Origin of the sequence: Bradyrhizobium sp. SZCCHNRI1029, from assembly GCF_032487555.1 — a bacterium.
Classification (GTDB): domain Bacteria; phylum Pseudomonadota; class Alphaproteobacteria; order Rhizobiales; family Xanthobacteraceae; genus Bradyrhizobium.
Window position 1 is genome coordinate 578,624 of the sequence record NZ_JAUEUK010000005.1, and the last position, 23,176, is coordinate 601,799.

Annotated in this window: 23 protein-coding genes; 12 read left to right on the forward strand and 11 right to left on the reverse strand. The window is 67.4% G+C overall.

All coding sequences use genetic code 11. The features are described from left to right. Positions 1 to 184 precede the first annotated feature (184 nt). Together QW861_RS17640 and QW861_RS17645 are read right to left on the reverse strand one after the other, a co-directional pair. Entirely contained in the window at positions 185 to 2,209 is a 2,025-nt protein-coding gene (locus tag QW861_RS17640; protein ID WP_316172729.1) for a YgiQ family radical SAM protein, read from the reverse strand. A gap of 132 nt (positions 2,210 to 2,341) precedes the next feature. Next, a complete protein-coding gene (locus QW861_RS17645; protein WP_316172728.1) occupies positions 2,342 to 3,028 on the reverse strand; it encodes a hypothetical protein in 687 nt (228 codons plus the stop codon). Between the two features lie 106 nt (positions 3,029 to 3,134). Here QW861_RS17645 and QW861_RS17650 point away from each other — a divergent pair, with 106 nt between their 5' ends. The 4 genes from QW861_RS17650 (at position 3,135) to QW861_RS17665 (ending at position 6,257) form a co-directional block, all read left to right on the forward strand. Continuing rightward, positions 3,135 to 3,830, forward strand: a complete 696-nt coding sequence (locus QW861_RS17650) for an HAD-IA family hydrolase (RefSeq protein ID WP_316193327.1) — start codon at positions 3,135 to 3,137, stop codon at positions 3,828 to 3,830. 146 nt (positions 3,831 to 3,976) lie between these two features. Next, positions 3,977 to 4,441 (forward strand): hypothetical protein, encoded by a 465-nt coding sequence (locus tag QW861_RS17655; RefSeq protein ID WP_316167296.1) that lies wholly within the window; start codon positions 3,977 to 3,979, stop codon positions 4,439 to 4,441. A gap of 131 nt (positions 4,442 to 4,572) precedes the next feature. After that, on the forward strand, positions 4,573 to 5,403 hold the full coding sequence (locus tag QW861_RS17660) for a hypothetical protein (RefSeq protein ID WP_316172757.1): 831 nt from the start codon (positions 4,573 to 4,575) through the stop codon (positions 5,401 to 5,403). A gap of 23 nt (positions 5,404 to 5,426) precedes the next feature. Beyond that, positions 5,427 to 6,257, forward strand: a complete 831-nt coding sequence (locus QW861_RS17665; protein WP_316172727.1) for a type 1 glutamine amidotransferase — start codon at positions 5,427 to 5,429, stop codon at positions 6,255 to 6,257. A gap of 5 nt (positions 6,258 to 6,262) precedes the next feature. Here the strand turns inward: QW861_RS17665 and QW861_RS17670 are convergent, their stop codons facing one another. Beyond that, positions 6,263 to 6,973, reverse strand: a complete 711-nt coding sequence (locus QW861_RS17670; RefSeq protein WP_315825887.1) for an LrgB family protein — start codon at positions 6,971 to 6,973, stop codon at positions 6,263 to 6,265. Continuing rightward, positions 6,948 to 7,367, reverse strand: coding sequence for a CidA/LrgA family protein (locus QW861_RS17675; RefSeq protein WP_316172726.1), 420 nt, complete (start codon positions 7,365 to 7,367; stop codon positions 6,948 to 6,950). Before QW861_RS17675 ends, QW861_RS17670 begins: the two co-directional genes overlap by 26 nt. Positions 7,368 to 7,477: 110 nt before the next feature. Here QW861_RS17675 and QW861_RS17680 point away from each other — a divergent pair, with 110 nt between their 5' ends. The 4 genes from QW861_RS17680 to QW861_RS17695 all read left to right on the forward strand — a co-directional run bounded on the left by QW861_RS17680 (position 7,478) and on the right by QW861_RS17695 (position 12,603). Continuing rightward, positions 7,478 to 8,359, forward strand: a complete 882-nt coding sequence (locus tag QW861_RS17680) for a LysR family transcriptional regulator (RefSeq protein ID WP_316172725.1) — start codon at positions 7,478 to 7,480, stop codon at positions 8,357 to 8,359. 361 nt (positions 8,360 to 8,720) lie between these two features. Further along, on the forward strand, positions 8,721 to 9,548 hold the full coding sequence (locus tag QW861_RS17685; protein WP_316169580.1) for a class II glutamine amidotransferase: 828 nt from the start codon (positions 8,721 to 8,723) through the stop codon (positions 9,546 to 9,548). 26 nt (positions 9,549 to 9,574) lie between these two features. After that, positions 9,575 to 11,350, forward strand: coding sequence for an N-acetylglutaminylglutamine amidotransferase (locus QW861_RS17690; protein ID WP_316172724.1), 1,776 nt, complete (start codon positions 9,575 to 9,577; stop codon positions 11,348 to 11,350). A 20-nt stretch (positions 11,351 to 11,370) separates the two neighbouring features. Then, entirely contained in the window at positions 11,371 to 12,603 is a 1,233-nt protein-coding gene (locus tag QW861_RS17695) for a carboxylate-amine ligase (protein ID WP_316172723.1), read from the forward strand. A 7-nt stretch (positions 12,604 to 12,610) separates the two neighbouring features. Here QW861_RS17695 and QW861_RS17700 read toward each other — a convergent pair whose 3' ends face one another. The 3 genes from QW861_RS17700 to QW861_RS17710 form a co-directional block, all read right to left on the reverse strand. After that, the gene (locus tag QW861_RS17700; RefSeq protein ID WP_316172722.1) at positions 12,611 to 13,816 is read right to left on the reverse strand and encodes an amidohydrolase family protein; all 1,206 of its coding nucleotides are present in this window, start codon (positions 13,814 to 13,816) and stop codon (positions 12,611 to 12,613) included. Positions 13,817 to 13,929: 113 nt separating this feature from the next. Continuing rightward, entirely contained in the window at positions 13,930 to 14,562 is a 633-nt protein-coding gene (locus tag QW861_RS17705) for an alpha/beta hydrolase (RefSeq protein WP_316172721.1), read from the reverse strand. After that, on the reverse strand, positions 14,559 to 15,497 hold the full coding sequence (locus QW861_RS17710) for a ring-cleaving dioxygenase (protein ID WP_316172720.1): 939 nt from the start codon (positions 15,495 to 15,497) through the stop codon (positions 14,559 to 14,561). Before QW861_RS17710 ends, QW861_RS17705 begins: the two co-directional genes overlap by 4 nt. A 131-nt stretch (positions 15,498 to 15,628) precedes the next feature. Here QW861_RS17710 and QW861_RS17715 point away from each other — a divergent pair, with 131 nt between their 5' ends. From QW861_RS17715 to puuE, 3 genes are all read left to right on the forward strand, one after another. Further along, entirely contained in the window at positions 15,629 to 16,534 is a 906-nt protein-coding gene (locus tag QW861_RS17715; protein WP_315752165.1) for a LysR family transcriptional regulator, read from the forward strand. Between the two features lie 81 nt (positions 16,535 to 16,615). Continuing rightward, on the forward strand, positions 16,616 to 16,972 hold the full coding sequence (gene uraH, locus QW861_RS17720) for a hydroxyisourate hydrolase (RefSeq protein WP_315713680.1): 357 nt from the start codon (positions 16,616 to 16,618) through the stop codon (positions 16,970 to 16,972). Positions 16,973 to 16,977: 5 nt separating this feature from the next. Next, a complete protein-coding gene (gene puuE, locus QW861_RS17725; protein WP_316172719.1) occupies positions 16,978 to 18,405 on the forward strand; it encodes an allantoinase PuuE in 1,428 nt (475 codons plus the stop codon). Here puuE and QW861_RS17730 read toward each other — a convergent pair. Next, complete coding sequence (locus QW861_RS17730; protein WP_316172718.1) at positions 18,396 to 19,748, reverse strand: amidase; 1,353 nt, start codon at positions 19,746 to 19,748, stop codon at positions 18,396 to 18,398. The two genes, puuE and QW861_RS17730, sit on opposite strands and share 10 nt — an antisense overlap. Further along, complete coding sequence (locus QW861_RS17735; protein WP_316172717.1) at positions 19,735 to 20,928, reverse strand: MFS transporter; 1,194 nt, start codon at positions 20,926 to 20,928, stop codon at positions 19,735 to 19,737. Before QW861_RS17735 ends, QW861_RS17730 begins: the two co-directional genes overlap by 14 nt. Before the next feature lie 29 nt (positions 20,929 to 20,957). On the opposite strand from QW861_RS17735, the gene QW861_RS17740 reads away from it, so the two are divergent. Then, complete coding sequence (locus QW861_RS17740) at positions 20,958 to 21,299, forward strand: hydroxyisourate hydrolase (RefSeq protein WP_316172716.1); 342 nt, start codon at positions 20,958 to 20,960, stop codon at positions 21,297 to 21,299. Positions 21,300 to 21,493: 194 nt separating this feature from the next. Here the strand turns inward: QW861_RS17740 and QW861_RS17745 are convergent, their stop codons facing one another. Together QW861_RS17745 and QW861_RS17750 are read right to left on the reverse strand one after the other, a co-directional pair. Further along, positions 21,494 to 22,309 carry an ABC transporter permease gene (locus QW861_RS17745; RefSeq protein ID WP_315713685.1) on the reverse strand — a complete coding sequence of 272 codons (816 nt, stop codon included), beginning with the start codon at positions 22,307 to 22,309 and terminating at the stop codon, positions 21,494 to 21,496. After that, positions 22,306 to 23,175 carry an ABC transporter permease gene (locus tag QW861_RS17750; RefSeq protein WP_315713686.1) on the reverse strand — a complete coding sequence of 290 codons (870 nt, stop codon included), beginning with the start codon at positions 23,173 to 23,175 and terminating at the stop codon, positions 22,306 to 22,308. Before QW861_RS17750 ends, QW861_RS17745 begins: the two co-directional genes overlap by 4 nt. Position 23,176 lies beyond the last annotated feature (1 nt).

The window sequence follows — 23,176 nt, forward strand, 5'->3', positions numbered from 1 at the left end:
AGCCGGACCCATCACCACCGGCGGATGTGTGAGGCACGCTGGTGGCTCAGGATGTGCCCAACACGTCTCCCTGTGGTTATGGATCCCGGATCTTCGCGCGCGATGCGCGCTCGTCCGGGACGATGGGGGAGTGTGGGGCGCGGGCTTGCTCTTGACGCCGAGATCGGAGGTCGTCCAGCGCGGACTACTTCCTGATCCGCACACCCTTCGTCGTGAAACGCTGCGGTCTCTGCTCCGGGCGCACCGGCCGCCGCGTCGTGGCGGCCTTGCCGGTGCCGGGCGGCTGATGCGCGGGGACCAATTGCTCGGGACGCGAGCCGATCAGATCGGCACGGCCCATCGCCCTGAGCGCATCGCGCAGCACCGGCCAATTGTCGGGGTCGTGATAGCGCAGGAATGCCTTGTGCAGCCTTCGCTGCCGCAGGCCCTTGATGGCTTCGACCTTGTCACTGCCGCCGTGACGCACGCCGCGCAGCGGGTTGACGCCGGTGTGGTACATCGCCGTTGCGGTCGCCATCGGCGACGGCAGGAAGGTCTGGACCTGATCGGCGCGGTAGCGGTTCTTCTTCAGCCACAGCGCGAGGTTCATCATGTCCTCGTCGCTGGTGCCGGGATGGGCGGCGATGAAATACGGGATCAGGTAGTACTTCTTGCCGGCCTCCTTGGCGGCGGCGTCGAACATCTGCTTGAAGCGGTCATAGCTGCCGATACCCGGCTTCATCATCTTGTCGAGCGGGCCGCGCTCGGTATGCTCCGGCGCGATCTTGAGATAGCCGCCGACGTGATGCGTGACCAGCTCCTTGATGTAGGCCGGGCTCTCGACCGCGAGGTCGTAGCGCACTCCGGAGGCGACCATCACGCGCTTGACGCCCTTGACCTCGCGCACCTTGCGATAGAGCCGGATGAGGTCGTCATGCGAGGTGTTGAGGTTCGGGCAGATCTCGGGAAACACGCAGGACGGCCGGCGGCACGCGGCCTCGACCTTGGGGTCCTTGCACGCCATCCGGTACATGTTGGCGGTCGGGCCGCCGATGTCGGAGATCACGCCGGTGAAGCCCGGCGTCTTGTCGCGGATGCGCTCGATCTCCTGCAGGATCGAGCCTTCCGAGCGGCTCTGGATGATGCGGCCCTCGTGCTCGGTGATCGAGCAGAAGGTGCAGCCGCCGAAGCAGCCGCGCATGATCGTCACCGAGAACTTGATCATGTCCCAGGCCGGGATCTTGGCGTCGCCATAGGACGGATGCGGCGCGCGGGCATAGGGCAGATCGTAGACGCTGTCCATCTCCGCCATGGTCAGCGGGATCGGCGGCGGGTTGAGCCAGAGGTCGCGGTCGCCATGACGCTGCACCAGGGGACGCGCATTGCCCGGATTGCTCTCCCGGTGCAGCACGCGCGAGGCGCGGGCATAGGCTTCCTTGTCCGCCTCGACCTGCTCGCAGGACGGCAGCCGGACCACGACGTCGCCCTTCTCGCGCGCAGCGCCTTCGTCGGCGGAGTCGAGATCGTCGGCATGCAGCTCGACAAAGCCTTCGGGCACTTTCCGGAACAGCGCGGTGCCGCGCACCGACTGGATGTCCTTCGGCGCTTCGCCGCCGGCGATCCGATGCGCGACCTCGATCACCGCACGCTCGGCATTGCCGTAGATCAGGATGTCGGCCTTGGCGTCGGCCAGCACCGAGCGGCGAACCTTGTCGGACCAGTAGTCGTAATGCGCGATGCGGCGCAGCGACGCCTCGATGCCGCCGAGCACGACGGGCACGTCCTTGAACGCCTCGCGGCAGCGCTGCGCATAGACCAGCGTGCAGCGGTCCGGCCGCCTGCCGCCTTCGCCATTGGGCGTATAGGCGTCGTCGCTGCGGATGCGGCGGTCGGCCGTGTAGCGGTTGACCATGGAGTCCATGTTGCCGCCGGTGACGCCGAAGAACACGCGCGGCCTACCGAGCGCCTTGAACGGCTCGGCGGAGTGCCAGTCGGGCTGCGAGATGATGCCGACGCGAAAGCCCTGGGCCTCGAGCAGCCGGCCGATGATCGCCATGCCGAAGGAAGGATGGTCGACATAGGCGTCGCCGGTCACCAGCACGATGTCGCACGCGTCCCAGCCGAGCGCGTCCATCTCCTTGCGGCTCATCGGCAGGAACGGTGCGGGCTTGAGGTCCGCGCGATGGCGCGGCCAGGAACTCAGCGGTGGGGCGGTGAGGGCGATGTTCATCGCCCACGCATAGAGCCGCGGCGCTGCGAGTTCAACCGAAGCCCCGGTCGCAGGCGAGGGCAGGTGGTCAATTTGTCCGGAATGGTTCCCGCGGCGTTGCGCGGCCGACCTGACGTCGCGGTTCCTGCCGTCTCAGTTGAGGTGATGCGACGCGCCGTTGCGGCGCTTGAGCCAGCCATGGCCGAAATAGGCCAGCAGCGCCGCTGCGGCAAGCATGATCCACATCGAGGGCATCTTCGAGCGCGGGCTGCCGCCGGCCTCGCCGACCGTGACGGGCGCCATGCCGGGCTCGGTCATCGACACCAGCCGCAGGCCGGCGGCGTCGGTCGCGCGCCGCATGTCGGCGATGGCGGAGTGGGGCAGCGGGTCGGACGCGAACAGCCGACCTGTCGCCGGCGCGTCGGACGCGGCGAGGTCGCTCGGCGGCGGCTCCATCGAAGACTGCGCGGCCTGGGTGCCGGAGGGCAGCTGCGCAAAGGAGTTCAGGTTCGCCGGCCGATGCGGCTTCGGTCCGTGCTGCGCCATCCGGTCCGGCTTCTCGGCCTTGTCCATCTTCTTCGGCGTCATGCTCTGCGGCACCGCGACCCGCACCTGCGGCCGCGAATAGGACGCCGGCTGGGTGACGGCCAGCATGCGGTCGGACCAGGCCATATAGGCCTTGCAGAGATCGTTGCAGTACTGGCCGTTGACCATGTCGCCGTTGGCGGAGCCGGCCTGCGCGGCGCCGGGCGCGGCAATGCAGATGACGGAGACCAGCGCGGCGGCCGCTCCGAGCCTCGACGATGTCAAAACAGGCAATGCGCTCAACTGGCCGATCATCGCAATTTCCCCCGTCGCGGTTTCACGCCGTTTGAGGAATAACGACAGCTGGTCTGGTCGAGAGTTGGATCAGATCGCGTCAACATCCGGATGAGTTGAGGTCAATTTGCTGATGCGAGGCGTTATCAATAAAAGGGGGCGGGCTTTGCTGTTCGACATAGACGGCACGCTCGCTGATACCGATGCGCTGCATCTGCAGGCCTTCAACGCGGTGTTCGGGCCATATGGCCATGCGTTCGACCGCGCGCGGGCGGCACGCGAACTGCTCGGCCGATCCAATTTGTCGATCTCCGCCCAATTTCTGCCCGATGAGCCGCCCGAGCGGCGCGCGGCGGTCATGGCGCAGAAGGAGGAGGTGTTTCGCAGCCTCGCCGCCGGCGCGGTGCAGCCGCTGCCGGGCCTGATGGCGCTGCTCGATCGGGCCGCGGCGGCGGCGATTCCAGTGGTGGCCGTGACCAACGCGCCGCGGGCCAATGCCGAGCTGATCCTGCACGGGCTCGGCCTGATGGACCGGTTTCGCGCCGTGGTCATCGGCGACGAACTGCCGCACGGCAAGCCGCACCCGCTGCCCTATCTGGAAGGCCTGCGCGCGATCGATGTCGTGCCGGAACGGTCGGTCGCCTTCGAGGATTCCCGCGCCGGCATCGCGGCGGCGACGGCGGCCGGCATCGCCACCGTCGGCATGCGCACCAATCTCGGTCACGACGAGCTGATCGCGGCCGGCGCGGCGCTGACCGCGGCGGCGTTCGACGACGCCGGCGTGCTGGATCTGGTGATGGCGCGGCTGGGAGGGAGACTGTGAGCGACGCGTCGCCATCCGGCGACAATGCCGCCGGCGGAGCTGACATGTCGCTGACATCGGGCAACAGCTTGCGGTCACCGCGCTTGCGCCATGGTGTCGATGAACGCGGCCGCCGGGTTGGCCGTGACGAGATCAAGGTGAGACGCATGCGCAAGTTGTTGATCGCGGCCGGCCCCTCGGAACAGCCGTTCCGGCTGATGTTGCAGGTCGATGACGAGGGATCAGCATCCAATCAGCGCGGCCGTCGCGCCAGCGGAGCCGGGCGAGCCAAGCGCGCCGATGGCCGCGCCAAGCGTTCGGCCCGGCCGTTTCGCTGGGCGCAGCCGTCGCGCGCAATGGCCGCCATCCTTCGCGGCTTGCGGGCGACGCTGCTGGCGCTCTCTCCCGTGGAGATCCGGAGTGATGTGAGCGTACGCCAGGAGGCCTTGCGGGACATGTCGCCGGTTGTGCCGCGGCTTCGCGCCGTCAGCGGTTGCGGAGGAGCGCGCGAGGCCGCCGCCGTGCCGGACGGCGCGCTCAATGCGATGGTCTGCACTGCGGCCACGCCGCGCCATCACGTCCGGTCGATGGAGACGCCGCGTGCCCAGCGCCGGCGGCTGCGCGCCTGCTGATCGCATCACCGCATGGGTGCCCTGCATGCACCGTCCGTCGCACCTTGCTTGTCCGCAGCCCGATGCCGTGATTGAAACGAACGGTGCGCGCCAGGCTCGCTGTGCTCGCCTCGCAGGAGGACGGATCGATCATGTTCGTGGCGCGTGTCCTGCCGATGGCCGCCGCCTTTCTCTGCGCGACCGCCGCCCTCGCGGCCGACAAGCCCGGCGACACCAGGGGTACGGTGCTGGAGCCGTCGCCGGCCAATCTTGCGCTGACCTGGAGCGGGGCCAACCTGGTGTTGCCGGCGACACTCGCCGGCGGACGGCGCTGGGAGGGCCGTGCGGAGGACGCGCCCGACGTGATCGGGATCGCGCCGCTCGTGATCGTGATGCACGGGTCGAGCGGCGTCGCGCCGGCGGTGAAGGAGTTCCAGGCCTGGCTCGCCGACGAGCTCGGAGTGGCATCGGTGGCGCCCGACAGCCTCGCGATTCCCGACCGGCTGACCTACACCTCGCCGGTCGACGTCGCGACCTATGAGCACGTCCACGCCTTGCGGCTGGCCGAGCTGGAGAACGCGCTGAAGGCGTCGCGCGACTGGAGCTGGGTCGACCGGCTGCGGATCGTGCTGGCGGGCACCAGCGAGGGCGCGGTGGCGGTCGGCCGCTACGCCGGCAAGGACGTGGCGGCGCGGCTGATCTATTCGTGGTCGTGCGAGGACAACTACTTCGTCACCGCGCCCGGGCTCGGCATCGGCCCGACCGAGCCGGTGCTGAACGCGATTTCGGCGCGCGATCCCTATTTCTCGGCCGCCAATCCCTGGAACAAGGACCGCGCCGTCACCGGCTCCTGCGCCGCCGCGCTCAAGGACGATGCGAAGGCGGAGGTGATGGTGATCGATGCCGACGTCCATACGATCCTGAACCGGCCGGAGGTGCACGAGCGGAGCGCGCGATTCCTGCGCGGCGTGTTGGATCCGTGATCGGGCGGGCGGAGGATCGACGAGTGCTGAGACTGCTCGTGCTCGAAGGCAACTCGCTGGACGGCCGACGCCGCTGGGCCGAGGTCGCAGGCGCCACGCCGTCGGAGAGCTACGCGGCCGTGCTGCGCGCGCTCGCGCCGGACGCGGCGATCGACATCGCCACGCCCGCCGATGCCGATGCGCGCCTGCCGCAGCCGATCGATGCCTATCAGGGCATCGTCATCACCGGATCGACGCTCAATATCTATCAGCGCGAGCCGGAATCCCTGCGTCAGATCGAGCTGGTGCGCGCGGTCTTCACGCAGGGCGTGCCGATGTTCGGCTCATGCTGGGGACTTCAGCTCGCCAGCGTCGCGGCCGGCGGCGAGGTGTCGCTCAATCCGGCCGGCCGCGAGGTCGGCTTCGCGCGCAAGATCGCGCTGACGGAGGCGGGCCGCGATCATCCGATGCATGCGGCGCGGGGCGCCGTGTTCGATGCCCCGGCGATCCATAGCGACATCGTCACCCGGCTGCCGCCGGATGCGACGGTCACCGCACGCAACGCGATGAGCGAGGTGCAGGCCGCGGAGATCCGCAGCGGCCGCGGCCGGTTCTGGGGCGTGCAGTATCATCCCGAATTCAGCCTGCAGGACGTCGCCTGGGTGCTCCGCCGCATCGGCCAGCCGCTGGTCGAGGAGGGCTTCTTCGCCGCTCCGGCGGAGCTCGAGCGCTACGCCGCCGATCTCGCGATCCTGCACCACGACCGTGCCCGGCGCGACATTCTGTGGCGGCTGGGGCTCGACCAGGACGTGGCGAATGACGGGATGCGGCAGACAGAGATCAGCAACTGGATCGCCTCGCTCGCACGGGGCTGAGCGCGCTACCGCATGAACTGAATGATGAGCGGCGCCAGCGCCACGTTCATCAGCCCGACCAGCACCATCACGAGGCCGGCGACCGCGCCCTCCTCGCGACCGATCTGGTTGGCGCGCGCGGTGCCCGCGCCGTGCGCGCCGACTCCGAACAGCGCGCCCTTGGCCAGCGTCGAGCGCAGCGGCAGCCGCGCGAGCACGAGGTCACCGACGGCGGCTCCGATGATGCCGGTGAGCACGACGAACACGGCGGTGAGATCGGGGATGCCGCCGATCTCGCCGGAGACTTCCATCGCGAACGGCGTGCTGATCGAGCGCGGCAACAGGCTCAGACGCAGCTCGCCATCGATGCCGAGGACATAGGCGAGTGCCCAACTGGTCGCCACCGCGGTGAGGCTCCCCGCGACCATGCCGGCCAGCAGCAGCGGCCAGCGGCGGCGGATCAGCGCCCGCTGCTCGTAGATCGGCACGGCGAAGGCGACGGTGGCCGGGCCGAGCAGCGCCACCAGCCAATGCGTGCCGCGGATGTAGTCGCGATAGGAGACGTTGAGCGCGAGCGCTGCGATCATCAGCAGTGCTGGCGCCACCGCGAGCGGCATCAGCCACCAGCGCGGCCAGCGCCGGTGCATGCGCTTGGCGAGCACATAGAGCAGGATCGTCGCGAGCGACCAGACAGCTGCCTGGATCAGCGGCTCACGCCACAGCGCGGCGAGGGTCATGACGCTCGGTCCAACGGTAGCAGAGGTCGATCGTGAGCGCGGTCACGCACATCACGGCGGTGGTGCTGACGACGATCAAGGCAAAGATCTTCAGGCCAAGCAGGCCGAACAGTTCGCGATGGTCGAGCAGCGCCAGCACCGCCGGCACGAAGAACAGCAGCATCTCGGCGAGCATCCAGTTCGCGCCGCGCTTCATGCTGGCGACCTTCAGCCCGCCGGCCAGGAACAGGGCGAGCGCGAGTGCCATTCCGATGATGCCGCCGGGCAATGGCAGGCCGGTCGTCCGGGCCAGCGCCTCGCCGACAGCCCAGAACAGGCCGAGCAGGCCGATCTGCACCAGTCGGTTGCGGCGGAGCAGGCGATGGACCCCAATGGAAATGTTGCGATGCATCATGCGACGCGTCCGAGAAGTGATTGCGCCTTCAAGGTATGTCGCATCGCAGCATGTAGAAAGCGAATTGATTGAATGATAATAAGTCCAAAATGGAATACTAAGGGGCGATTATGGAACTCCGTACCCTCAGGACCTTCGTCGAGGTCGTCCGGCAAGGCGGCTTCTCCCAGGCCGCCAAGGTGGTGTTTGCGACCCAGTCGACCGTGAGCAAGGCCGTCAAGCAGCTTGAGGACGAGCTCGGATTGCCGCTCTTGGACCGGCTCGGCCACAAGAGCCGCATGACAGCGGCTGGCGAGATCGTCTATCGCCGTGCGATCCGGCTGCTGACGGAGCGCGATGATCTGCAGGCGGAGCTCGCCGAGCTGCGCGGCCTGAAGCGCGGCGTGCTGCGCCTCGGCCTGCCGCCGATCGGATCGAGCACGCTGTTCGCGCCATTGTTCGCGCTCTACCGCCAGCTTCATCCGGAGATCGAGATCCGGCTGGTGGAGCACGGCAGCGACCGGCTCAGCGAATTGCTGGCTGCAGGCGACATCGATTTTGCCGGCCTGCTGCCGCCGATCGCCGATGAGTTCGCCGCGCAGATCGTGCGCCGCGAGCCGCTGATGGCGCTCGTTTCCGTCGAGCATCCGCTGGCCCGCCGCGAGACGATCATGCTCGCCGAGCTGCGCGACACGCCGTTCGTGCTGTTCGAGGCCGGCTTCGCGCTCAACCGTATCCTCCGCGAGGCCTGCCGCCGCAACGGCTTCGAGCCGGTCGTGGCCGCGCGCAGCACGCAGATCGATTTCATCGCCGAACTCGCCGGTGCCGGTCTCGGGGTTGCCTTTCTGCCGCGCATGATCGCGACCCAGCGCACGCAGGTGCCGATCAGTCTCGTCCTGCTCGACGAGCCCGGCACCGAATGGACGCTGGCGATGGCCTGGCGTCGTGGCGCCTATCTCTCGCCGGCCGCGGCGGCGTGGCTCCGGCTGGTGCGCGAGCGCGGCGAGGCGTGAACATGAGCGCGACGATGTCGCTTCATCTGTGAGGAACGTGCAGCGAGACGGTCGGTGTCGCCATGGCGATTGGCGAGGACCTGAGCTCTACGCACAACGCGCAACGATCGAACACCTGTCGCAACGCCGCGAAAGCGCGAGCCAGTAGAGGCGACCCTCGGACGTGCGGATGGGAACGGCAGGAGCTGACGAAGGTTGCCTCTGCGCGCTGACTCGTTGATCTGCGCTCCCACAGGCCGACGTCCCGTGCGTAACTGAGTGCGCGGGAACCAGTGGTGCTTTGACGCGTTTCCGCCTGCTCCGAAAGAACGTGACACGCGCAGGCGTGCCGCGAGCCCATTGATTGAACCGGAGGGGCAGGATGTGCCGCTGGATCGCGTACCGCGGTGAGACGACCGCCTTCGAGCACTATGTGACCGAGCCGGAACATTCCCTGGTGACGCAGAGCATCCGCGCGCTGGAATCCACCGCAGGCACAAATGGCGATGGCTTCGGTCTGGGTTGGTATGGGGATCATCCTGAGCCCGGCCTGTATCGCGAGACGCGCCCGGCGTGGTCCGATGAGAACCTCCGCTATCTCTGCCGACACCTGCGTTCACATCTGTTCTTCGCGCATGTGCGCGCCGCGACCGGCACGGCCGTGACCCGTCAGAACTGCCATCCGTTTGCCTGCGGCCGCTGGCTATTCATGCACAACGGCTTCGTCGGTAGCTGGAACAGGCTTCGCCGCAAGGTCGAGGCAATGATCCCGGACGCGCTGTATCCGTCGCGGCTCGGCACCACCGATTCGGAAGCCGTGTTCCTCGCCATCGTCGGCGCCGGCATCGATCAGGACCCGATCGGTGCGACATCGAACGTGCTGCGCGCGCTCCGCCAGTTGGTCAACGAGGACGGTCTGCGTGAGCACCTGCGCTTCACGTCCGCCCTGTCGAACGGCCACGATCTCTACGCATTTCGCTTCGCTGCGAATGATCGCGCCAACTCGCTTTACTACCGGGAAGATGGGGATCAGGTGATCGCCGTCTCCGAGCCTTTTGACAAGGAGCCGGACTGGATCGAGGTTCCGCCCGATCACGTGCTGGTCGCGCGCGCGTCCAGACGCGCTGAAATCGTTCCGCTATTTGACGCAGACTCTGCCGGTTTCGCCGCGGAACACAAACGAAGACAGAGGGTTGTCGGCGGCACCTAAGAACAACAGGAACTGGATGATCCGCGATGTGCGGCATTTGTGGTGAAGTCAGGATTTCCGGACAGCCCGCGCTCGCGGCGCTCGGCCGCGTCAACGATGCGATGCAGGCGCGCGGTCCCGACGCCGCTGGCCTCTACGTGCAGGGCGGAATCGCGCTGGGCCACCGTCGTCTCAGCATTCTCGATCTATCAGCCGCCGCGCAGCAGCCGATGATCGATGCCGCGCTCGGCCTCGGCATCGTGTTCAATGGGTGCATCTATAATTTCCGCGAGCTGCGCGCCGAGCTGCAGGCGAAGGGCTATCGCTTCTTCTCCGACGGCGATACCGAGGTGATCCTCAAGGCCTATCATGCCTGGGGCAAGACCTGCGTTCAGCGCTTCAAGGGCATGTTCGCCTTCGCGCTGTGGGAGCGCGACAGCGGACGCGTCGTGATCGCGCGCGACCGTCTCGGCATCAAGCCGCTGTACTACACCGAGGGGCCGGGCTTCCTCCGCTTTGCCTCGTCCCTGCCGGCGCTGCTCGCCGGTGGTGATGTCGACACCTCGATCGACCGAACGGCGCTGCATCATTTCTTCAGTTTTCACGCCGCCGTTCCGGCGCCGCGTACGATCCTCAATGGCGTGAAGAAGCTCGAGCCGGCGACGTTGCTGACGATCGAGCCCGATGGAACGCAGCGCCGCGAAAGGTACTGGCAGTTCAGCGTCGGCGCGTCGCGCTCCACCGATCGTGCCATGAGTCAGGAAGAATGGTCGGATGCATTGCTGGACGCGATGACATCGGCGGTGGACCGTCGCCGCGTCGCCGACGTGCCCGTCGGTGTGCTGTTGTCGGGCGGGCTGGATTCGTCGCTGCTGGTCGCGCTGCTGTCCAAGCTGGGCCACGAGGACATCCGCACCTTCTCGATCGGCTTTGACGCTGTGGGCAAGCACGCCGGCGATGAATTCCACTACTCCGACATCATTGCACGGACGTTCGGCACCAACCACGAGCAGATCAGGATAGGCGGCACCTGCGCGCTCGACGCCTTGCCCCATGCCATCGCCGCCATGTCCGAGCCGATGGTCAGCCACGACGCGGTCGCATTCTATCTCCTGTCGTCCGAGGTCGCCAAGCGTGTCAAGGTGGTGCAGAGCGGGCAGGGTGCGGACGAGGTGTTCGGCGGGTACAGCTGGTATCCGGGCTTTCTCTCGGCCAACGATCCCGTTCAGCAATATCAAAATGCCTATTTCGACTGGACGCATTCGGATCTGCAGCGGCTGCTGGCGCCGGAGTTGCTCGGCGAAGACGACGAGAGCCTGGCATTCGTGGAGCGCTTCTTCGCAGCTCACGCTGGCGCCTCGGCGGTGGACAAGGTGCTGCAGATCGACACCGAGATCATGCTGGTCGACGACCCGGTGAAGCGGGTCGACAACATGACGATGGCGTTCGGGCTGGAGGCCCGCGTGCCGTTCCTCGATCACGACGTGGTGGAGCTCGCCGCGCGCATGCCCGCCGAGCTGAAGGTGAAGAACGGCGGCAAGCACATTCTCAAGGAGGCGGCCCGCCGCTGCGTGCCGGCGGAGGTGATCGACCGTCCCAAGGGATACTTTCCGGTGCCGTCGCTGCGCTATCTGCGCGGCCCGTTTCTCGACTATGTCCGCGACGTGCTCAACGACGAGAAGGCGCGCGCACGCGGTCTCTACCAGCGCGACCTTATCGACCACATGTTGCAAAACCCCGAAACCGAGATGAGCCCCAAGGGACATTCGCGGCTGTGGCAGGCGGCCCTGCTCGAGGCATGGCTTCAGACTCACGGCATTTGACGTCTGACAGGATTGATCACATGGGATTGGATCCACGCATCTTGGAGAAGCTGCGGCTCGGCCTGAGCGATGACGAACGTCGTCTGGTGATCCGCTCGGCCACCGGCAGCGAGGAAGTCACGGAATATTCGTTCGGCATCGAGGAGGAGTACTTTCTCGTCGATGCGCAGACGCGCGATGTCGCGATCCGCACGCCGGACGATCTGTTCGAGGCCGCCAACTGGTCGACCGGCGGACAGGCCATGCGCGAGATGCTGCAGGCGCAGCTCGAGGTCGCCACCAACGTGCATGTCGATGTCGGCGATGCGCGCGAGGAGCTGAAATTCCTGCGGCGCGAGGTTGCCGGCGTGGCGAGTCAGTATGGCCTGACGATCCTGGCCTGCTCCACGCATCCGACCGCGACGTGGCGCAGCTCACAGCCGAGTCCCAAGCCGCGCTACGCGGAGATGATGGAGGACCTCCGCATCGTCGGCCAGCGCAACATGCTGTGCGGCATGCACGTGCATGTCCAGTTGCCGGACCCAGACCTGCGCTTCGCGGTGATGCGGGCGATGCTCCCTCACATCCCGGTGTTCGTCGCGCTGTCTGCGTCCTCGCCGTTCTGGAATTCGCGCGAGACGGGCCTGAAGGGCTATCGGCTCGCCGCCTATGACGAGCTGCCGCGCAGCGGCCTGCCCGAGCTTTTCACCTCGAAGCAGCAATATGATCGCTATGTCGCGGCGCTGACGAAGTCCGGCGTGATGCCGGACGAGAGTCATGTCTGGTGGGCGATGCGGCCGTCGCTGCGGCATCCGACCTTGGAGTTGCGTGCGCCCGACGTCTGCACGTCGGTGGATGACGCCGTGGCGATTGCCTCGCTCTATCGTGCTTTGGCACGCTACCTCTATCTCAATCCCGATCTTGCGGAGAGCGTCGGCAATGTCGAGCGCGCGATCGCGGTCGAGAACAAGTGGCGGGCGCAGCGCTATGGCACCGACTGTCTGTTCGTGACCGAGGACGGTCCCGTGACGGGCCAGGAGATCCTCAACCGCATGATCGCGGATGTCGCACCGCATGCGGAGGCTCTGGGATGTCTCGCCGAGGTCGAGCACTGCCGCATCATCATGCAGTTCGGCAGCTCGGCCGACTATCAGCTGCAGGCCTATCGCGAGTCCGGCGGACAGTTGTCGGCCGTGACGCGCTGGATCGAGGCCGCGACGGTGTCGCGCGCCGAGCCGCCGCGCTCACAGGCACCGGTCGAGCCGGCACAATGACGCGGGCCTAGGTCGGCTGCCTGATCACACGGCCGTCGCGCGCGATGAGGCGGCCGTCCTTGTAGACTGAGCGGCCCTTTGGCACGGCGACGACGGCCTCCGGCACGTGCTCGGCATCGAGGGTGACGAAGTCGGCCCGCGCGCCGACGCGCAGGCCGTAGTCCGCAAGCCTCAAGGCCTTGGCGCCGGCTTCGGTGACGAGGTCAAAGGCCATCCGCAACTCGTCATCGACATAGAAGCCGGAGCGATAGCCGACCATCATGGCGCGGTTCAACAGATCGCCGTCGCCATAGGGCCACCAGGAATCGCGGATGTTGTCGTTGCCGCTGAACACGGTGACCCCCGCCGCGCGCAGCACCGCCACCGGCGGGAAGGGCCGCGCGCCCGGAGCGTTGGTCATGATGGCGACGCCAGACGCCGCCAGGACGTCGGCAATCTTCTTCAGCGGGTCAGCAGGCAGGTCGCCGAGCGCGTAGGCGTGGCTGACCGCGACGCGACCTTGCATGCCGAGGGCGCGCGTGCGCGCCGCGATCTGCTCCAGCTCGAACAGGCCGAGCATGCCCGGATCGTGCAGATGGATATCGACATCGACGCCGTGCTTGTGGGCTGTGCCGAACACGACGTCGAGGTGCTTTTCGACGTCGCGGTCGAAGCTCGCGGGATCGAGCCCGCCGACGAGGTTGGCGCCGAGCCTGATGGCCTCGTCGAGCAGCTCGCGCGTGCCCGGGCTCTTGAGGATGCCGCTCTGCGGAAAGGCGACGAGCTGGATCTCGATCAGCTCGCGATACTCGTCGCGGACGCGCAGGATCGTTTCCAGCGATGTGAGGCCGACGGAGCCGTCGACCATGACGTGGCTGCGCATCCGTGTCGTGCCGTGGCCGATGCAGAGATCGAGCTGGTTGCGGGCGCGCACGTCCATCGGCGCCGCCGCCGCCATGTTCTGCGCCTGGAACGTGACGCGCTCATGCACGTCGAAGCCGTTGGTGCAGGGCTTGTGCGGCTTCCAGGCATCGCCGTAGAAGCTGGTGTCGAGATGGACGTGGCCCTCGACGAAGCCGGGCACGACCAGCGCGCCGCCGAGATCGATCACCTCGCGCGCCTCAGGGCGCTCGGTCTCAGCGAGAAGCCCGCTGATGCGGCCGCCGTCGACCGTGATCGCATGGCGCGCGCCGCGGTCGAGCCGCGCATTGATGAACAGCTTGTCGACGGCCATGCGCAACATCCTTCCCATCTATCCGCCAGCATCGGAGCCGCCGGAGGGCGGTCCGATGCTGGTGCCGATGAGACCACATTCTTGGCCAGGAGCCGCGACAGCCGCAAGCGTCTTCAGGCGGCGATCGCCTGCGGCAGTCCGGCGAGCCAGTCGCGCGCCAGCGTCACATCCGCCTGCGACAACTGGTGCCCCGCCGGAAGCGTCGTGTGGGTCACGTCGGCACCGGCCTCGGTGAGCTGCGTGCACAGCTTCGCCGAATTGCTGGCGGGTACGATCGGATCGGCGAGCCCCGACAGCATCAGCACCGGCCGGCGCGCGAGCGTGGCGGCCGGAGGATGCGCCAGCGGCACCATGGCGCGGAACAGCACTGCACCGGTCAGCGCTTCCGGCTGCAGCAGCAGCAGCGCGGCGGCGATGTTGGCGCCGTTGGAATAGCCGACCGCGACCGGCGCTCCGATCCCGTAGTGCTGACGCGCCTCGCCGATGAAGGCGCCGAGCTCCAGCGCGCGTCGGCGGACGTCGTCCTCGTCGAACACGCCCTCGGCAAGCCGGCGGAAGAAGCGCGGCATGCCATGCTCGAGCACCTGGCCGCGCGGCGACAGCAGGGCGGCGCCGGGCGACAGCGTGGCGCCGAGCGGCAGCAGATCGTTCTCGTCGCCGCCGGTGCCGTGCAGGAGCAGCAGTGGAGCTGCTCCCGGTGTGCGTCCGGGCTGGAAGCGGTGGGTGAAGGACAATGCCACGGTCATGATGCGGCCTCTTCGAGGTTGGGCAGCGCGCCTTCGATCTGCTTGCGGTGCGATTCGAGGAAAGCGGGCAGCTTCAGGTTTCGTCCGAGCTCGGCGACCGGCTCGTCGACCGCGAAGCCCGGGATATCGGTCGCGATCTCGAACAGCACCCCGCCAGGCTCACGGAAGTAGATCGAGCGAAAGTAGTTGCGGTCCTTCTGCTCGGTCGGATGCAGGCCGTGGCGATCGACCAGCCGCTGCGCCATCACGCCCTGTGCGGCGTCATCGGCGGCGCGGAAGGCGATGTGATGCACCGACCCGGCGCCCTGCGCGCCGCGCAGGAAGCCCTTGGCCTCGTAGATGTCGACCACGCTGCCCTGCGCGTCGCCCGGCGCCTTGAAGCGGATGACCGAGCCTTCGCGGCCTTGCTCTGCAAAGCCGAACACATCGGTCAGCACGGCGGCGGTCTTCTCGGCGGAGTCGAGCAGCAGGGTCACGCCGTGGAAGCCGCGGATCGCGTGCTCGGCCGGAATGTCGCCATTGCTGTAGCCGGGCTCGTTCTCCGCGCCGGGGACGCCGACCAGCGCGAGCGCCATGCCGTCCGGATCGGCGAACGGCAGCACGGATTCACCGAAGCGCTTCTCCAGCGCCTCATAGGCGATGCCCTTCTCGGTCAGGCGCTGCGTCCAGTAGCCAAGGGAGCGCTGCGGAACCCGGAACGCGGTCTGGTGGGTCTCGCCGACGCCGCGGCGGCCCGGCCGCACGCCGGCCCAGGGGAAGAAGGTCAGGATGGTGCCGGGGCGGCCGGTCTCATCGCCGTAGTAGAAATGATAGGTGCCGGGATCGTCGAAATTGACCGTCTTCTTGACGAAGCGCAGCCCGAGGTCGCGGGTGTAGAAGCCGAAATTGCGGATCGGATCGCCGGCAATCGCAGTCACGTGGTGCAGTCCGGGCATGTGGGTCTCCTGTCGATGGGCCGCCGAAAGGGCCGTTGATTTCCTGGGCACAATATTGGCCGGCTTTGATTTGGAGACAATCCGTGCTCTTGTGACGTCTCTGTCTACGATTTGGCGACAATGGCGGGCCTATGGACAAGCTGAGCAGCCTGCGGGCCTTCGTGAAGGTGGTCGAGAGCGGCAGCTTCGCCGAGGCCGGCCGGCAGTTGCGGCTGTCGCGCTCGGCGATCTCGAAATATATCGGCGAGCTTGAGCAGAGCCTCGGCGTGCAGTTGATCGTCCGCACCACCCGCCATGCCAGCCCGACCGAGACCGGCCAGCTCTATTTCGAGCGTGCAGTCTCGATTCTCGCCGAGCTCGACGCCGCCGATCAGGCCGTCAGCCAGTCGCAGGCCGCGCCGCGCGGGCTCTTGCGCGTCAATGCGCCGATGTCGTTCGGCACCATGCGGCTCGGTCCCGTCGTCGCCGATTTCATGGCCCGCTATCCCGAGCTGCAGTTGCAGATCGTGCTGAGCGACGACCTGCTCGATCCGGTCCAGGACGGTTTCGATGTGACCTTGCGGATCGCCGAGCTGGAATCGTCGAGCCTGGTGGCGCGGCGGATCATGCCGGTGGAGCGCGTGATCTGCGCCGCGCCGGCCTATCTCGCGCGGCACGGCACGCCTGGCAGCCCGGAGGAGCTGCGTCGTCACACCTCTCTCACCTACGGTTTCCTGCTGACCGGCAATCAGTGGAAGCTCACCGGCCGCGACGGCGACCACTGGGTCCAGCCGGCGTGGTCGTTGTGCGTCAACAATGCCGAGGTGCTGCGCGACGTCGCCATCAGGGGACAGGGCATTGCGCTGATCCCGCGCTTCATTGCGGCGGACGCGCTCGAGAGCGGCGCGCTGACCGCGATCCTCGCCGATTACGCCGCGCCGCCGCTCGCGCTGTATGCGATCTATCCGCCGACGCGGCACCTCTCGGTGAAGGTGCGGCTGTTCATCGACTTCCTGGTCGAGCGCTTCGGCAAGGAGCGCGACGTGACCAGCCCGTAGGCTGAGACTGAACTGCAAATCGCCTCGAACCTTTAACCTGGCGCTGATAGTGTTCCGAACCGGCAGCAGAGGGAACGATGCATGGGGCGGCTGAGCACGCATATTCTGGATACGGTCAGGGGCAAGCCCGCGGCCGGCGTCGCGATCGATCTCGATGTCCTCGAGCCGGACGGCTCCTGGCGCCGCGTCAAGCAGGTCCGGAGCAATGCCGACGGGCGCACCGACCAGCCGGTGCTGGCGGCCGATGACTTCACCACCGGCACCTACATGCTGACCTTCCATATGGGAGCTTATTTCAAGGCCCATGGCCTCGCCTCTGAAGACCCGCTGTTTCTGGACTTGATCCCGCTCCGCTTTTCCGTCGCCGACGCCGGCGCGCACTATCATGTGCCGCTGCTCGCGACGCCCTGGAGCTACCAGACCTATCGCGGGAGCTGATCCGGATGAGTGCTGACGTCTATCCGCGCGACATGGTCGGCTACGGCCGCACGCCGCCGCATCCGCGCTGGCCCGGCGATGCCCGCATCGCGGTGCAGTTCGTGATCAACTACGAGGAGGGCGGCGAGAACAACATCCTGCACGGTGACGCTGCCTCCGAAGCCTTCCTCTCCGAGATCGTGGGCGCCCAGCCGTGGCCGGGCCAGCGCCACATGAACATGGAATCGATCTACGAATTCGGCTCGCGCGCCGGCTTCTGGCGGCTGTGGCGGATGTTCACCGCGCGCAAGCTGCCGGTGACGGTGTTCGCCATCGCGAGCGCGATGGCGCGCAATCCGGATGCTGTTGCTGCGATGAAGGAAGCCGGCTGGGAGATCGCCTCCCACGGCCTGAAATGGATCGACTACCGCGATGTCCCCGAGGTCGACGAGCGCGCCGATATCGAGGAGGCTATCCGGCTCCATACCGAGCTGACGGGCGAGCGGCCGCTCGGCTTCTACCAGGGCCGCACGTCGGAGCGCACGCTCGACATCGTGTTGAACGAGCAGGGCTTCGTCTACAGCGCCGATTCTTATGCGGACGAATTGCCGTACTGGATCGCAGGGCCGCACGGCCCGCAACTGATCGTGCCCTATACGCTCGATGCCAACGACATGCGCTTCGCCACCCCGCAGGGCTTCAATTCCGGCGACCAGTTCTTCGCCTATCTGAAGGACAGTTTTGATACGCTCTACGCGGAGGGCGCGGAGAGCCCGCGCATGATGTCGGTCGGGTTGCACTGCCGGCTGGTCGGCCGCCCCGGGCGCGCGGCCGCGCTGGCGCGCTTCCTCGACTACATCACGGGTCATGACAAGGTCTGGGTCGCGACCCGGCTCGACATCGCGCGGCACTGGATCCGGACGCATCCGCCGGCCGGCGCGTGGCGGCCCTCGCAGATGTCGCGCGTGCTGTTCGTGGAGCGCTATGGCGACATCTTCGAGCACTCCCCGGAGATTGCCGACCGCGCCTATCGCGCCGGCCTGTCCGCATTCGACGACGCCGCGGATGCGCTGCATACGACGCTCATGAACGTCGTCCGCGCCATGAGCCGCGACGAGAAGCTGAAGCTGATCCGCGCCCATCCGGAGCTCGCCGGCCGCGAGGCACTGGCGGGTGAGATGACGAACGACTCGATCGGCGAGCAGGGTCGGCTCGGCTTCATCTCGCTGTCGCGCGCCGAGTTCGAGCGCGTCGCCGACATCAACCGCCGCTATCGCGACAAGTTCGGCATGCCGCTGATCGTCGCTCTGGCGCTGCACGCCGACCGCCCCTCGGTCATCGCCGAGATGGAGCGTCGCATCGGCAACGACCCGGACACCGAGATCGCCAACGCCATCGACCAGATCGGTCACATCACCCGGGCCCGGCTGGCGAAGAAGTTCGATCAGGACTGAGCAAGGATCCGCTCGGCGTCGGCAGCGACATCGAGCAGCAGGCGGTCGCGGCCGCGGGCCGCGATGAGTTGCAGACCGAATGGCAGTCCGTGAACGTTGGCGCCGCAGGGGATCGAGATCGCCGGCACGCCGGCGTGATTGGCGTAAGGCGTGAACACCGCATGCGCGCGCGGGCTCGCCGGCTTGCCGCCGATCTTGGATGGGCCGAGCTGCGTGAATGGCCAGGCGACGCAGGGCACGGTCGGCGCCAGCAGCACGTCGGCCTGCGTGAAGAAGCTTGCGAAGGCCCGCGCGATCTGCGCGCTTGCCTCGAGCGCACGCGCGACGTCGGCGCCGCTCAGGCCGAGCCCGCGCTCGATCTGCTTGGCGATATCTGGATCGAATTGCGCCGGATCACTGTGGAAGGCATCGCCGTAGAGCGCGGCCAGCCCGGCATGCTGGAGCGGCATCACCGCGTCCTCGGCAAGGCCCGCCGGCCAGACGGGATCCTTGTGGACGATCGGCATGCCGCCGGCGCGGAGGCGGTCGACCGCCCGCTGCAGGCCAGCGCTGATGTCGCCATCGACCGCGACGTCCAGCCCGAGCCGCGGCGAGAACGCCACGCGCGGCGGCGTTGCATGATCCGCCGCGGCCACATCGAACGTATCAGGATCGCGCGGATCGGCGCCGGCCATGATCTCGAACGCAAGTCTGGCATCGCCGACATCGGCCGCAATCGGCGCAATCACCGAGATGCGCCAGAATGGCTCGGGGAATCCCGGGCCGTAGGGAATGGCGCCGAACGACGGCTTGAAGCCGACCACGCCGACATGGGCCGGCGGCCGGCGGCTCGAGCCGCCGGCATCGGTGCCGATCGCGAGCGGCACGAGCCCAGCCGCCACCGCAACGGCGGGACCGCCCGACGAGCCTCCGGGCGTGAGCTGCCGGTCCTGCGGATGAACGGTCGGTCCGAACAGCCGCGAGGTCGTCACGCCCTTGCAGGCGAACTCGGAAGTTGCGCCGATGCCAATGATCACGGCGCCAGCGCGGCGCAACCGCGCGATCGCGATCGCATCCTCGGGCGCGATGAAATCAGCGAACAGCCGCGAGCCCTGCGTGATGCGCCAGCCCTCGACCCAGATGTTGTCCTTGACCACGATCGGCACGCCGGCGAGCGGCATTGCTTCGCCGGCGGCCACGCGCGCATCGACGGCATCGGCCTCGGCGCTCGTTCGCGCCGGATCTGTGGTGACGACGGCGTTGAGGTCATGGGCCGCCGCGATCCGCGCCAGCGCCTGCTCGGCGATCTCTCTGGCCGTGTTCCGCCGTGCCATGACGGCGCCTGCGATGTCACTCGCGCGCATGGGATCGCTCCATCAGCAGTACGGCTGTGCCTGCGGCCGCCGTCAATCCGAGCGCGACGAAGCTGCCGCCGAGTCCCACGCGGGGAGTCAGCAGCGCGACGAGCAGCGGCGCGGCGACGAGGCCCAGAAACGAGGCGGTGAGCACTGCGCCTGTCGCCTCGGCGACGCGTCCGGGCTTGGCGAGATTGGCGATCTCGGCGATGAACACGCCGTTCCAGCCGCTCGCCGTCAGCCCGAACACGATCGTGAGCAGGATCAGGATCGATCGGCTCAGCAGCGGCCCGCAGAGACCGAGCAGCAGCGCGCAGACGGCCATGCCCACGCCCGCCATCACCAGCACGGCGCGCGCCGAGCGCAGGCGTGTCGCGACCACGCCCCAGCCCAGCCGTCCCATCAGGCCGGCGCCTTGCGCTGACGCCAGCACCCAGCCGGCCTCGACATGGCTCAGCGCGAGCTCTGACGTGCCGAAGCTGACGAAGCAGGTGTTGAGGATGACCTGCATGCCACTGAACGGAATCGAGGCGACGGCGAGCGCGGCCATGCGGCGGTCGGCGCTGATCAGTCGCAATCGATCGAACAGGCCGAGCCGCGGCATGGTTGGCGGCGTCATGGCATAGGCCGGTCTGAGACGCTCGAAGCCGGCGACGGCGATGGCGGCGCAGACGATCACGGCGGCATAGGCGGAGCTCGGCGCCAGCAGCACGGCGATCGGCGGCAGCAGTAGCGAGCCGACGACGGCGCCGATCTGGTTGCCGGTCTGCCGGATCGAAAACACCATCGCGCGCTTTTCGGCCGGCACGAGCCGTCCGAGCAGCGCCGAGCTTGCCGGCGTCTCCGGTCCGACCGCAAGGCCGAGCATCAGCCCGGCCCCGAGCAGCGCCCATCCGCTCTCGAACAGCGCCAGCGACATGCCAGCGCAGACGGCGACCGCGCACAGGGCCGCCACGCGCAGCGAGCCGACGCGCTGGACCAGCGTGCCGCCCCAGAACGAGGAGACGAGGCTGATGGTGAAGGCTGTCGTGGAGAACAGCGACAGTTGCTCGATGCTCAGTCCAGCGCGCGGCGCCACGACGCCCGGCGCGAACAGCGCCAGCGACACCAGGGCCTGCAGCGCGGTCATCGCAGCGACTGCAGGCCACAGCGGCGGCGCTGGCGCTGATGCTTGCTTCGCGGCTATCATGCCGCGACAACCTGATGGCGGAGCACGAAATGGCCGGTGGAATCTCGGTTCATGCGGTTGATGTAGCGAACGGGCGCCCCGCGCGTGGCCTGCGCGTCGCGATCTGGCGCGTGATGCCCGATCGCACGCTGCTCGCGGAGGGACAGCTCGGCGCCGATGGCACTCTGCAGGCGTCGGTCGTCGAGGGCGACGGCGTGACCGCCGGCGAGTATGAGGTGCTGTTTCATGTCGGCGAGTTCTTCGGGACTGGCGCTCAGACGAAATTCCTCACCACAGTGCCGTTTCGCTTCGCGATCGACAAGGTCGAGGAGCACTTTCATCTGCCGCTCAAATTCACTCCCTGGGGCTATTCGATCTTCCGTGGGGCCTGAGGTACAGCTCGCGCCGTCGTACGCTGATGGTTGGACGATCCTGCCTGCCAAGGAAATACTCGTCATGCCCGTGTCCCGGGCATCCACGTCCATCCACGATCGCCGGCCGACGTGGATGGCCGGGACAAGCCCGGCCATGACGGCTTGGAGTTGGACGGGCACGAACTCCCAATTTCAGGAACGGGCACTCAGCCTCAACCCGTCAGCCGCTTCGACAGTCCGGTGGTGCGCTCCATGATCGTCATCAGCGCGATCGTGGCAATGATCAGCACGCTCGACAGCGCGGCGATGGTGACGTCGAGCTTGCCTTCGAGGTCCTGCCACATGCGGATCGGGAGCATGTCGGTGGCGGCGTCGCGCAGGAACAGCGACACCGGCACGTTGTCGAACGATGACATGAAGGCGATGAAGGCACCGGAGATGATGCCGGGGCGGATCAGCGGCAAGACGATGCGGCGGAACGTGTAGAGCCTGGAGGCGCCGAGGATCGCCGAGCTTTCCAGCAGGGTCGGCTCGAGCTGGGCCAGTGCCGCGACGGTGTTGCGGACGACATAGGGCACGCAGACGATGGTGTGGCCGATCACCAGGGTCAGCAGCGACACCGGTAGGCCGATCAGCGAGAAGAACATCAGCGCCGCCAAGCCGAAGGCGAGTGCCGGCAGTACCAGCGGCGACATGAACAACGAGTCCAGGAGCTTCGCCGTGAGCGTCTTCGAGCGCGAGATCGCCAGCGCCGCGGCGACGCCGAGCATGATCGACAGACCCGTCGACCATAGCGCGACGACGACGCTGTTGCGTGCGGCGAACTGCAGCTGCCAGGCGTTCCACAATTCGACGTACCAGCGGGTCGAATAGCCCGGCGGCGGGAATTTCAGCGAGAAGCCGGACGTGAAGGAGACGATCACCACGACCAGCGACGGCGACACGATCAGGATCAGCGCCAGCACGGCAACCACCGTCATCACGATCTGGAAGCTCAGCGCTTCCCAGTTGCGCTGGCGCTGGCTCATCTGGCGTCTCCATAGCCGCGCGCACGCCGCCCGAGTGTCGAGAACAGCGCGACGATGGCGAGCACTGCGAACAGGAAGATGATCGAGATCGCCGCCGCGAACGGCCAGTTCTGCAAGGTCGAGGCCTGCTGATACAGATACATCGGCATGAACAGCATCTGACCGCCGCCGACCAGCGACTGCGTGATGAAAGCGGTGATCGCAGCCGCATAGGTCAGGGTGCAGCCCGCGATGATGCCTGGCATCGACAGCGGCAGCATCACCTTGACGAAGGTGCGCCAGCTTCCGGCGCCCAGCGAGGCCGAGGCGTCGGAGAGATTGGGATCGATGCGGCCGATCGCGGTGATCAGGGGAAGCACCATCAGCGGCATCTGTACCTGCGCGAGCGCCGCGACCAGTCCGCCTTGCGTGTAGATCATGCGCAGCGGCGTGCCGATCAGCCCGAGCGATTGCAGCACGGAGTTGATGATGCCCTGCCGGCCCAGGATCACGATCCAGGCGAAGGTGCGGACGACGACGCTGGTGAGCAGCGGCAGCAGCACGATCATGATGATCAGGGTCTGCACCCGGCTGCCGGAGCGCTGGTACAGCCAGGCGATGGGATAGCCGAGCACGAGACAGGCGAGCGTCACCTCGGCGCCGAGCAGAAGCGTCGAGCCGAGCACGGCGAGGCTGAAGGGGTCGGTCAGGAATTTGACGTACTGGCCGAGCCCCCACACCGTCGCCGCGGTGTCGTTGTGCAGCGAGAGAAAAAGAAGTTGCGCCAGCGGCAGCACGAAGAAGATCGCGAACACCAGGCCCAAGGGCAGAGCAAGCCCTAGGCTGAAGCTGGTCACGTCTCCAGGTGCGGTCGTGGCGCTCTTCATC